Origin of the sequence: Aestuariivita sp., from assembly GCF_049276915.1 — a bacterium.
Taxonomy (GTDB): domain Bacteria; phylum Pseudomonadota; class Alphaproteobacteria; order Rhodobacterales; family Rhodobacteraceae; genus Aestuariivita.
Map to the genome: position 1 here is coordinate 18,065 of NZ_JBASXK010000079.1, position 10,761 is coordinate 28,825.

The following is a 10,761-nucleotide window of genomic DNA, read 5'->3' on the forward strand; positions in this document are numbered from 1 at the left end:
TCATGTTTGAAGCCTTGCTAGATCATCGCGCGCGCCTTGCCGAAACCCGCATTGCCGATTTGTTCGACGCTGATCCGACCCGTGCCGACGGGTTTCGCGCCCAGACCGGGGACATGGTCCTTGATTATTCAAAGACCTTGATCGACCAGCAGGTCTGCGAGGCTTTGATCGACTTGTGCGATAAGGCTGACCTTGCCGTCAAACGCGATGCAATGTTTGCGGGTGCGCCCATAAACCAGACCGAAGGGCGCGCTGTCTTGCACAGGGCACTGCGCAATCTTGATGGTGGGCCTGTTGTCGTGGACGGCAGCGACGTGATGCCTGCTGTTCTTGAAACCTTGAGCAACATGGAACGCTTTGCAGATCAGGTGCGCAACGGCACGTTGCGCGCAGCAGGCGGTTCCATCACCGATGTGGTCAATATCGGCATCGGCGGTTCGGATCTTGGCCCGGCCATGGTCACCAAAGCATTAAGCCCCTATCAAGACGGGCCCCGCTGCCATTTTGTTTCCAACGTGGATGGCGCAGATATCTCGGACACGCTGCGCGGTTTGGATCCCGGGCGCACGCTGGTGATCGTGGCGTCAAAAACGTTTACCACGATCGAAACGATGACCAATGCGCGCACTGCCCGCGCCTGGATGATGGAACATGACGCGGACCCCGGCCTGCAATTTGCCGCTGTCTCCAGCGCGAAGGACAAAACCACGGAATTCGGCATTCACGAGGCTCATGTCTTCGGCTTTGCCGATTGGGTCGGAGGACGATACTCGGTCTGGGGGCCAGTTGGTCTGGCGGTCATGCTGGCCATCGGCCCCAAGGCCTTTGGTGCATTTCTGCGCGGCGGGCAAGCGATGGATCTGCATTTTCAGTCCGCGCAATGGGCTGAAAACCTGCCCGTGATGCTGGCCCTGCAAGGCATCTGGCATCACCAGATCTGCGGGTATGCCACGCGCGCGGTTCTGCCGTATGATCAGCGATTGAGCCTGCTGCCGGGGTATCTCCAGCAACTGGAAATGGAGAGCAACGGCAAGGGCGTGACCATGTCCGGAGAAACCCTGAGCCAGCCTGCAGGTCCGGTTGTTTGGGGCGCGCCGGGCACCAACGGGCAGCATGCGTTCTTTCAACTGATCCATCAGGGCCGCCAGATCATTCCCTGCGAATTCCTGCTGGCCGCAATGGGCCATGAGCCCGAGCTTGCCCATCATCATCGCCTTTTGGTGGCCAATTGCCTTGCTCAATCCAAGGCGCTGATGCAGGGGCGCGATCTGAAAACAGCGCGCGCGATGCTGGCAGATCGCTTTGCGGGAGACGAGTTGGAACGTCAGGCCCGTCATCGTGTCTTCGAGGGCAATCGTCCGTCCACGACACTGATCTACCCGCAGCTTACGCCATATGTGCTTGGTCAGATCATCGCAGCATATGAGCATCGCGTGTTTGTCGAAGGCGTGATCCTGGGCATCAACTCGTTTGATCAATGGGGCGTGGAACTGGGCAAGGAACTGGCCACCGTCCTTGGCCCCATGGTGGACGGCGATGTCTCGGCCGCTGAGAATGACGGCTCGACCCGCGCGCTGATCGAATATCTGCTCAAGCATCGCGACACGCGCTGAACGCCCGTGTTTCGCGTGGCGCTGATATTGTCTTTGGTGCCCCAGCTGTTTGCGAGGGGCCGGCGACCGTGTCAGCCTTCGAACACGGCACCATCCACCTCGCTGAAGCGAGACCGCACGGCATCGGGCAGGCGATAGCGGCCGGAGCCATCGGGAAGAAGCGTCACGATCACGCAATCAAATGTCGCGCGCAGCCGTCCGCCAGACCAGAGTTCCTGATGCATGCTGTAGGATGTGTTGCGATAGGCAGTGACGCCCGCGGTTGCCACATAATCCTCGCCCATGACCATCTCTTCGAGATAGCGCACCTCGCCCGAACGGATGACCACACGCGGTAACGGCTCTCCGGCGGGATACAGCGCGAGCGTGTAAAGATCGCCGTAGTTGACCCGCAGAGTTTCAAACCAGGTCATATACGCCTTGTTGTTCACATGCCGCAGCACATCCAGTTCGGCAAAGCGCACCTTGTCGGCCATGGCGAGAGGCTGTGGCTTTGACATGCCGAATGCCAGCTGTTCCTGGGGCGTAAGGGCCGTGTGATACCGAATGCTCATGCGATTGGTGCTATGCAAGCACAGCATCTATCGCAACCCCCTTGTTGCCAAACCAGACGCAGCTTGTCAGGGTCATACCAGACAATTGAGGACGCCAAAACAGTTTACGTACCCGGCGTCGCGATCATTTTGTGGTACAGGGAACAAAGTGCCGCTAAACGGTGGAAAACAGGACAAATAAACGGGGAGTATTGCACATGCTGGGTCAGATGATGACTGCGCCGCTTTTGATTTCATCACTTATCGACCACGCCGCCAAATATCATGGCGGCTCGCCCATTGTCTCGGTCAACACGACCGGCGGCGTCGAGCATACTTCATGGGGAGAGGTGGCGGTGAATGCGCGTCGTCTGGGCTCGGCTCTGAGCAAGCTTGGATTGGAGCATCAGGCCCGATGTGCGACCATTGCCTGGAACAATCGCCGTCACCTTGAAATCTATTTCGGCACATCCGGCGCGGGGTTTGTCTGTCACACGATCAACCCGCGTCTTTTTCCCGAACAGTTGGTGTACATCATCAACCACGCCGAAGACCGTGTCCTGTTCATCGACGAGACCTTCATTCCGCTGATTGCCGCGCTGAAGGATCAACTGACCGCGTTGCAACATATCGTGCTGATGGGCCCGCACAACGATGCAGCGGCGGAACAACTGCCCGGAGTGCAGTTCTACGATGATCTTATCGCCACCGGAGATCCCGAGTTCGAGTGGCCGCAGTTCGATGAAAACACCGCATCGAGCCTCTGTTACACCTCTGGAACGACGGGCAACCCGAAGGGCGTGCTGTATTCGCACCGATCAACTCTGCTGCACTCCTTTGCAGCCAATACGGCGGATGCATTGGCCATTACCGCCCGCGATGTGGTGTTGCCGGTTGTGCCGATGTTTCATGTCAATGCCTGGGGCGTGCCTTACTGCGCGGCGATGGTCGGCGCACATATGGTCATGCCCGGGCCCGGACTTGATGGCGAAAGCCTTGTGAAACTGATCGATACCCATCGTGTCACGATTGCTTTGGGTGTGCCGACGATCTGGCTGGGCCTTCTGGGGCATGCAAAGGCGGCGGGCAGCACATTGGAAAGCCTCAAGCGCACTGTCGTCGGAGGCTCGGCCTGTCCACCCTCGATGATGCAACAGTTCCGCGAAGAATACGGTGTCGATACGATCCATGCCTGGGGCATGTCCGAGATGTCACCTCTGGGGTCGGTCAACATGCCCCTGGCCAAGCACAGGGATCTGGACATCGATGCCCAACACAGGATGCGCGAAAATCAGGGGCGTCCGCCGTATGGCGTTGAGTTGAAGATCGTTGACGACGAGGGTCATGATTTGCCCTGGGATGGAAAGACACAAGGCGATCTTCTGGTGCGGGGTCACTGGGTTCTGGACAGCTATTTCCGTATGGGCGATGAAGCCATCCTGCAGGACGGCTGGTTCAATACGGGCGATGTGGCAACAATGGATCCCGATGGGTACATGACGATCCGCGATCGCTCCAAAGACATCATCAAATCCGGTGGCGAGTGGATCAGCTCGGTCGAGTTGGAGAATATCGCCATCGCGCATCCTGATCTTCAAGACGCCGCCGTGGTCGGCGTGGCCCATCCCAAATGGGATGAGCGCCCGATTCTCGTTGCCGTTTCGGCCGAAGGGAAAACACCGTCCGAAGCCGATCTTCTGGCGTTCTTTGACGGAAAAATCGCCAAGTGGCAGGTGCCTGACAGGGTGGTGTTCAAGGATGTGCTGCCGCGCAATGCGACCGGAAAAGTGCTCAAGCGCAATCTGCGGGACGAATTTGCGACTGTTCTGACAGGCTGAACCGGTTACGCACAGGTGCGAAAAATGCCCGTCTGTCAACGGCGCGATCCTTATCAGGGTCGCGCCTTTTTCGCGTCATATGGATGATGTTATGATATGACTTGACTAATCTTACTGTTTTAGTAGGAATTAGATCAGCCACGCCGCAATCCCTCGCGGTCAGCCAGTTCAACCACCGTTGGAGGTTTCACATGACTGACCACAGATACGCGCCAGTACCCTCGAATCCGCCGGTTCATGCGCATCCCTTGCGGGATTGGTTGGCGCTTGAATTGATGCTGCCATCCCAGTCGTCCCTGATGGAGCGCATCTTTGACCGCATCGAAGCGGGGAGGTCGCAATGAACCAGATCACCCCGATTGTCAGGCGCATCGATGGCGAGTTGTCCTTGCGTGTGCCCGTGCACCGTGCCGAAGATCTGACAGATGGGGGGCAAACCGCCCGCATCATGTTGGGTGATCAGGTCTACCAGTTGCGCATCACCCGATTGGGCAAGTTGATCCTGACAAAATAACCCGTGGGCAGTTCCTTCGGCTGCGCCTATGCTGGGTCTCCAACCCTTCAGGAGTCCTTGCCAGATGAGCTTTACAACCCGCCCTGACATCACTGGAACGTTTGGCGTCGTAACCTCGACGCATTGGGTTGCCAGTTCGGTTGGCATGCGCCTGCTCGAGCGCGGGGGCAATGCATTTGATGCCGCGGTTGCGGCGGGTTTTGTTCTGCAGGTGGTCGAGCCACATCTGAACGGTCCTGCCGGTGAATTCCCTGCGATCTTCCAAAAGCCGGGAGAGGCTCCTCAGGTTCTGTGCGCGCAAGGGACCGCTCCGGCCGGGGCCACGATCGCGCATTACCGCGCACAAGGTTTGGAGGCTGTTCCCGGTTCTGGCCTGCTTTCTACCGTCATTCCCGGTGCCTTTGATGGCTGGATGCTGATGCTGCGGGATCATGGCACCAAATCCCTGCGAGAGGTGTTGGAACCCGCGATCCATTATGCCCGCCACGGTCATCCCGTCCTCCCACGTGTTTCATTCACAATCAAGGGTTTGGCCGACTTCTTTAAGGCGGAATGGCCCGGCTCGGCGAAAGTCTGGTTGCCAGATGGAAAGGCGCCCGAGACCGGTGCTCTGTTTGCCAATCCTACGCTTGCCGATACCTGGGAGCGGATACTGGCCGAGGCCGAACTTGCAAAGACCCGCACGTCACAGATCAACGCCGCGCGCCGGATCTGGCGTGAGGGCTTTGTTGCCGAATCGATTGACCGATACATCGCGACAACCGAAGCGATGGATGCCACCGGAGATCGCCATTCAGGGGTGCTGAGCGCGCAGGATATTGCGAGTTGGAGTGCCAGCTATGAGGCACCCGTCAGCCACGATTACAAGGGATGGGAGGTGTTCAAGACCGGGCCTTGGGGGCAGGGACCTGTGCTGCTGCAATCCCTGTCCATTCTGGACCATCATGATGTCGCCGGCCTTGATCCGAATGGCGCGCAGTTCGTGCATCTTGTCACCGAGGCGATGAAACTGGCCTATGCCGATCGCGAGGCCTTTTACGGCGATGGGTCAGAGGTTCCGCTGGCAAGCCTGCTGGCCGACAGCCATGCCGCGCAGCGTGCAGCCATGATTGCGCCGCAAGCATCCTTGGAACAGCGCCCGAGTCGCTTGCCCGGGTTCGAGCATCTGGCCGATGCCTCCATCGAGCGTGCGGCTCGCAGTGTTGCCATGGGTGGCGTGGGTGCGGGTGAGCCAACCATGGCCCATCTGAGCGACCGGCGCGGAGACACGGTCCATCTTGATGTCATAGATCGTTGGGGCAACATGGTTGCCGTCACGCCCTCTGGCGGCTGGTTGCAATCCAACCCGGTGATCCCCGATTTGGGCTTTTGTCTCAACACCCGTGCCCAGATGTTCTGGCTTGAGGAGGGGCTGCCCCAATCCCTCACTCCGGGCAAGCGCCCGCGCACGACGCTCTCGCCCAGTCTGGCCCATGGACCAGAGGGGCAGGCTCTGGTCTTCGGCACGCCCGGGGGTGACCAGCAGGATCAATGGCAACTGATCTGGTTTCTTCGCATGGTCCATCATGGCATGGGTCTGCAGGCGGCTATTGACGCACCGCTCTTTCACTCAAGCCATTTTACCGGCTCCTTCGCACCGCGCGCGGCCACGCCCGGCGCGCTGATGGTCGAGCCCGCGTTTGGTGAAGGTGTCATCGGGGATCTTCGCAGTCGCGGCCATACCGTGACCGTTGCCAAACCCTGGACTGTTGGTCGCCTGACAGCCGCGCGCCGCGCGGCGGATGGCTTTCTTGCAGCGGCCGCGACACCGCGCATGATGCAGGCCTATGCTGTCGGTCGCTAAGCGCCGGGGCTTGCAGAATGACGTGGCTTGCGGCCTAAGTCTGTCAGATCAAAAGGGAACACAGTCATGATCACGCAATACAATTGGAACACCTCCAACGGCTACAAGATTGCCATCGCGCTGGAAGAGATGGGGCAGGCCAATAGGATCCATCCGATCAATATCGGCGCGGACGATCAGTTTTCTGAGATGTTCTCTGCCCTGACGCCAAACAACAAGATTCCTGTCATCGCGGATGATGACGGACCGGATGGCGCCGCGATCACCCTGTTTGAAAGCGTCGCGATCCTGATGTACCTGTCGGAAAAGACAAATCTTTTTTTCCCCGCTGATCCGCGCGAGCGGCTTGAGGCGTTGCAGTGGCTTTTCTGGCAGGCATCGGGATTGGGCCCAAATTTCGGTCAGCTTCATCATTTCAACAATGTCGCGCCCGATGATCAGACCTATTCAAGGGGTCGTTTCACGGCCGAGGTGCGCAGGCTTTACGCTGTGCTCAACACCCGGCTTGAGGGGCGGGACTATGTCGTGGGCGACTATTCCATCGTGGATATGAACATCTGGCCTTGGGTGGCGCGTCACGCCTGGCAAAAGGTCGATCTGGCCGAGTTTCCCAACGTTGAGCGCTGGTTCAGCACAATCGGCGTACGCCCCGCTGTCATCAAGGCGCGCGCCGATCTGGATGCTGCCTGTGCGGCTGCGAAGAGTCAGAGTTCCGCCGGCTGAGCACGCAAGAACCCGGTGATTTCATCCAGTTCTGACCGCTGGACCTCATGTCCGCCGGGATGAACGTGCCGTGTGACGGACGCGCCTTGCGTCTCGAAATAGCGGGCGAGCTTGTATGTCAAAGGCAACGGACAGATCGGATCGCGCGCCCCGGCGGTGATCAGCACATCACGGCCATTCAGGCCCGGTTGTGGCGCGGGTTGAAACGGGATCAGCGGATGCATGAGAACAGCGCGCTGGAAAAGATCGGGATGGGCGAACATCACCGAGGCAAGGATGTTTGCTCCGTTTGAATACCCAAGTCCAATCACCGGCCGAGACGGCAGCGATGACATCTGCGCACTGACGAATTTCGCCATCTTTTCAGTCCGCTTGGCGAGGTCCTTCATGTCATAGACCCCTTCTCCCGTACGTCTGAAAAAGCGCGCCGCACCGCCCTCGGATACGTCCCCGCGCGGAGCAATCACGCTGGCCAGGGGAAGAATGTCGCTCAGCAGTTCGGTGAACTGATATTCGTCGCCGCCAGTTCCGTGAAACGCGAAAACCAAAGGCGCGTCCGGCGCGCCACGCTGTATGTAATGAACATAAAGATCGTCTGACATCTTTCTGACTCTTATCGGTAAAACCCGGGCGCTAAGTTGCGCTCGGTGTTGGGTCAATTGGACAGGGGCGGCAGGATCGCCTCGATCCTGTCACGCAGATGGGCGTGCTGTTTGGGCAGTTTCAGCGCTTCACCCAGATGTGCCGTATCCTCATCGCGATCAAAGCCGGGTTCGTTTGTGGCCACTTCGAACAAGATGCCGCCCGGTGTGCGGAAATAGATGGCCCAGAAATAATCGCGGTCGATCACGGGTGTTACCTGATAACCGGTATCCATCAACTGTTTCCGCACCGCCAGTTGAGCGGCCCGATCCTCAACCGCAAAGGCGATATGGTGGACTGATCCGGCGCCCTGCTGGGCCATTGGTGCGGAGGGCATCTGGTGAAGGTCGATGCGATCCGCTCCGTTACCGCCGGGCAGAACAAGGCGCGTGATATCACCGTCGCGCTCGGTGACCTCGTAGCCCATGAAGCGGAGCAGTTCCACGCTGGCGGCTGCATTCTTCACACGAAAGCGCGCGCCGGAAAATCCTTTGATACCCATGTCTTCAGGAACGTCCGATCCTGCCCATGGCGCACGCTCGTCGCGTGCGGCCTCAACAAGGGCAAACCCATCGCCATCGGGACCTGCAAAGCGCAGGCGGCTTTCGCCAAAGCTGGTTTCCCGGCTCAGACCCTTGACGCCTTCTTGAACCAGTCGCTGTTCCCAAAAGGCCAGCGCGCCGGGTGCAACCGCGAATTCGGTATCGCCAACCTCTCCGGTTCCATGCCGGGCCCGCCCGATGTTGGGAAAGGGGAAATAGGTCATGACGGATCCCGGCGTGCCCAGTTCATCCCCGTAATATAGGTGGTAGACATCGGGAGCATCGAAGTTCACCGTCTTCTTTACCCGCCGCAGGCCGAGGGTCTTGGTGAAGAAGTCGTTGTTTTTCTGTGCATTGCCCGCCATCGACGTGACATGGTGCAGTCCCTTGATCTCGGTGATCATTTTACCGTCCTTCAAATGTGATGTTCCTGTCTGCTGCAGGATATGGCATTGCCTGTCCATTTCCGATAGAGATGTAATTATCAATTCACCATTGCGGAAAGTGCAATAATGAAGGATCTTCAGGGTCTGCGCCTGTTTCTGAGTGTTGCCCGTGAGGGCAGCTTTGCCGAAGCGGCGCGCCAGATGGGCACGACGCCGGCGTCCGTGACGCGGGCGGTTGCTGCGTTGGAAGAAAGTCTGCGTGCTCAGCTTTTGGTGCGCACCACACGCCAGGTGTCGCTGACTTCGGATGGGGCGGCCTTTGCGGCGCGCGTGGACAACCTGGTGAGCGAGTTGGACAGTGCGATGGATAGCCTGCGCCATCGTGATGGCACCGCGCATGGAGCGTTGCGTATCAGCGTGCCGGTGTCTTTCGGTCTCTGCGTGCTGCCGGATGTTTTGGTCGGCTTTCGCCTCAGCCATCCGCAGATCACGCTCACGGTCGATATGTCGGATCAGTTTGTTGATATCGTTGGCGGCGGGTTTGATCTGGCTGTGCGGATATCCGGCCCGCCAAAGGAAAGCTCGACCATCTGGCGCAAGATCTGTGCGGTGGATCGACTGCTGGTCGCAGCACCGGAAGCACCCGAAGTCGCAATCCATATGCCTGATGAACTGCAGGCTGAGCGCTGTCTGGGATATGGCACGGCAGGCGGCGGCGAGATCTGGCGGCTGTCGCATCAACGCGAAAGGCGCTCGGTTCGTGCAGGCGGGCAGTTTGCCGGCAACAATGGTGATCTATTGGCGCGTATCGCGCAAAGCGGGGCGGGTGTCGCTCTGTTGCCACGCTTTATTGTTGCGGATGCCTTGGCGGCAGGGAGGCTGGTTCAAGTTCTGCCCGAGTGGGAACCTGAACCTCTGTGGCTCACGCTCTACTATCCGCCGTACACGCAACTGCCTCCGACAGTGGCCCTGTTTTCAGCATTTTTTGAGAACGCGATCCTGGCCAGTGGGCTGTCTGCGACGAGAATCACAGGGTGAAGCAAACCCGTCGGTTGCCCTATTTCAGCCCGTGGTTCCGTCCAAATCTGGCAAAAATGGCACCAAGTGAGGTCTCAATTGCAGCCGGGCATGAAACCGGAGTTTTGCGTGAAATACGTATAGGGCATGGATTAGGCACTCGATTGGTGCATCAGGCGGGACAATGCCCCCCAATTTCCCCGGTTATGACAGGTTGCGAGCGGTTTTTGCGCGCAGATTGACGCCACGTAGGAAACACTCTGTTTTGTCATAAAACCCTGAAAATCCGCCCGGAAACTGTTAATAAATAAAGGCGAAAATCTGTCACTTATCAGGCAGAAATTCTTACGATGCTCCGGGGGGATGGAAAAGCCGGACGTCGGGTAATTAGTATCGGCGCGCTGCAGCGTCGTTTTTTGAATAGGTCTGCCGTACAGCGCTCATTTAGCGCATTCTGCACGTTCGAAACGGCTGTTGACCATTGCTGTGGGGAGCAATGATGAAAGATATTGTGAGCGAGGACATGTTCGTCTCGCGTCTTCAGGACATGTCTGCGAACTCGGTTGTGACACTGCAGATGGCGGAAACGGTGGTTCCGTTTCGCTCGGCTCTGCTTCCCGAGCAATTTTTTGGGCGCTATCGACAATGGGGCAAGCGGATGCTTGATATGGCACTTGTGGTGCTGAGCCTGCCTGTGGTTTTGCCAATTTTAGCGATTTGTGCGATCGCGCTCTGGTTTGAGGGTGGATCACCGTTTTACTCGCAAGATCGGTTGGGTTTTCAGGGTAAGCGCTTTCGCATTTTCAAGCTGCGCACGATGGTGCGCGATGCCGACGACCGTTTAAAGCGTCCCGCCGAAAACCTGAATCGTAAGGATTCCCTTGAAGCCTGATCTGTGATTCATCCTGTTTGGGAGGATGGATCATGTCAGCACCTTTGCCGGAAGCGCTACGGGCGCGATTTCAGAACTTGGTTGAGGAAGGATTAAGCGGGCGCGCGGCAGCGTTGCGCTTGAAGCTTTCGCCGGCCACCGGGGCGCGGTGGAGGCTTGCGATCCGACGTACCGGGCAGATCCGCGCGGCTCCTCAAGGTCGTCCCAAGGGCAAGGGA

At 58.5% G+C, this 10,761-nt stretch carries 11 protein-coding genes; 8 read left to right on the plus strand and 3 right to left on the minus strand.

Features of this window, described 5'->3' with window-relative positions:
* The first annotated feature begins 2 nt into the window (after positions 1-2).
* Complete coding sequence (gene pgi / locus WAO69_RS08380; protein ID WP_422177970.1) at positions 3-1,613, plus strand: glucose-6-phosphate isomerase; 1,611 nt, start codon at positions 3-5, stop codon at positions 1,611-1,613.
* A gap of 71 nt (positions 1,614-1,684) precedes the next feature.
* Here pgi and WAO69_RS08385 read toward each other — a convergent pair whose 3' ends face one another.
* Entirely contained in the window at positions 1,685-2,167 is a 483-nt protein-coding gene (locus WAO69_RS08385; RefSeq protein WP_422177972.1) for an acyl-CoA thioesterase, read from the minus strand.
* Positions 2,168-2,364: 197 nt separating this feature from the next.
* On the opposite strand from WAO69_RS08385, the gene WAO69_RS08390 reads away from it, so the two are divergent.
* The 5 genes from WAO69_RS08390 (at position 2,365) to WAO69_RS08410 (ending at position 7,064) form a co-directional block, all read left to right on the plus strand.
* Complete coding sequence (locus WAO69_RS08390; protein WP_422177974.1) at positions 2,365-3,984, plus strand: long-chain-fatty-acid--CoA ligase; 1,620 nt, start codon at positions 2,365-2,367, stop codon at positions 3,982-3,984.
* A gap of 191 nt (positions 3,985-4,175) precedes the next feature.
* Positions 4,176-4,328, plus strand: a complete 153-nt coding sequence (locus WAO69_RS08395; protein WP_422177976.1) for a hypothetical protein — start codon at positions 4,176-4,178, stop codon at positions 4,326-4,328.
* A complete protein-coding gene (gene hemP / locus WAO69_RS08400; protein ID WP_422177978.1) occupies positions 4,325-4,498 on the plus strand; it encodes a hemin uptake protein HemP in 174 nt (57 codons plus the stop codon). The genes WAO69_RS08395 and hemP overlap by 4 nt, the downstream gene beginning before the upstream one ends.
* Before the next feature lie 64 nt (positions 4,499-4,562).
* On the plus strand, positions 4,563-6,341 hold the full coding sequence (locus WAO69_RS08405) for a gamma-glutamyltransferase family protein (protein ID WP_422177980.1): 1,779 nt from the start codon (positions 4,563-4,565) through the stop codon (positions 6,339-6,341).
* 66 nt (positions 6,342-6,407) lie between these two features.
* A complete protein-coding gene (locus WAO69_RS08410) occupies positions 6,408-7,064 on the plus strand; it encodes a glutathione S-transferase family protein (protein WP_422177982.1) in 657 nt (218 codons plus the stop codon).
* On the opposite strand, the gene WAO69_RS08415 is transcribed toward WAO69_RS08410, so the two are convergent.
* Both WAO69_RS08415 and WAO69_RS08420 read right to left on the minus strand, forming a co-directional pair.
* Positions 7,046-7,666 carry an alpha/beta hydrolase gene (locus tag WAO69_RS08415; RefSeq protein ID WP_422177984.1) on the minus strand — a complete coding sequence of 207 codons (621 nt, stop codon included), beginning with the start codon at positions 7,664-7,666 and terminating at the stop codon, positions 7,046-7,048. The genes WAO69_RS08410 and WAO69_RS08415 overlap by 19 nt on opposite strands.
* Positions 7,667-7,719: 53 nt before the next feature.
* On the minus strand, positions 7,720-8,652 hold the full coding sequence (locus tag WAO69_RS08420; protein WP_422177986.1) for a ring-cleaving dioxygenase: 933 nt from the start codon (positions 8,650-8,652) through the stop codon (positions 7,720-7,722).
* A 108-nt stretch (positions 8,653-8,760) separates the two neighbouring features.
* Between WAO69_RS08420 and WAO69_RS08425 the strand changes: the two genes are divergently transcribed.
* Complete coding sequence (locus WAO69_RS08425; protein WP_422177988.1) at positions 8,761-9,672, plus strand: LysR family transcriptional regulator; 912 nt, start codon at positions 8,761-8,763, stop codon at positions 9,670-9,672.
* 475 nt (positions 9,673-10,147) lie between these two features.
* Positions 10,148-10,543 carry a sugar transferase gene (locus tag WAO69_RS08430; protein ID WP_422177990.1) on the plus strand — a complete coding sequence of 132 codons (396 nt, stop codon included), beginning with the start codon at positions 10,148-10,150 and terminating at the stop codon, positions 10,541-10,543.
* The last annotated feature ends 218 nt before the right edge of the window (positions 10,544-10,761 follow it).

Excerpts from the sequence above, each read along its gene's own strand:
- WAO69_RS08385 (WP_422177972.1), bottom strand. The coding sequence starts at position 2,167 with ATGAGCATTCGGTATCACACGGCCCTTACGCCCCAGGAACAGCTGGCA.
- WAO69_RS08390 (WP_422177974.1), top strand. The coding sequence starts at position 2,365 with ATGCTGGGTCAGATGATGACTGCGCCGCTTTTGATTTCATCACTTATC.
- hemP (WP_422177978.1), top strand. The coding sequence starts at position 4,325 with ATGAACCAGATCACCCCGATTGTCAGGCGCATCGATGGCGAGTTGTCC.
- WAO69_RS08395 (WP_422177976.1), top strand. The coding sequence starts at position 4,176 with ATGACTGACCACAGATACGCGCCAGTACCCTCGAATCCGCCGGTTCAT.
- WAO69_RS08425 (WP_422177988.1), top strand. The coding sequence starts at position 8,761 with ATGAAGGATCTTCAGGGTCTGCGCCTGTTTCTGAGTGTTGCCCGTGAG.
- WAO69_RS08410 (WP_422177982.1), top strand. The coding sequence starts at position 6,408 with ATGATCACGCAATACAATTGGAACACCTCCAACGGCTACAAGATTGCC.
- WAO69_RS08405 (WP_422177980.1), top strand. The coding sequence starts at position 4,563 with ATGAGCTTTACAACCCGCCCTGACATCACTGGAACGTTTGGCGTCGTA.
- WAO69_RS08415 (WP_422177984.1), bottom strand. The coding sequence starts at position 7,666 with ATGTCAGACGATCTTTATGTTCATTACATACAGCGTGGCGCGCCGGAC.
- WAO69_RS08430 (WP_422177990.1), top strand. The coding sequence starts at position 10,148 with ATGATGAAAGATATTGTGAGCGAGGACATGTTCGTCTCGCGTCTTCAG.
- pgi (WP_422177970.1), top strand. The coding sequence starts at position 3 with ATGTTTGAAGCCTTGCTAGATCATCGCGCGCGCCTTGCCGAAACCCGC.
- WAO69_RS08420 (WP_422177986.1), bottom strand. The coding sequence starts at position 8,652 with ATGATCACCGAGATCAAGGGACTGCACCATGTCACGTCGATGGCGGGC.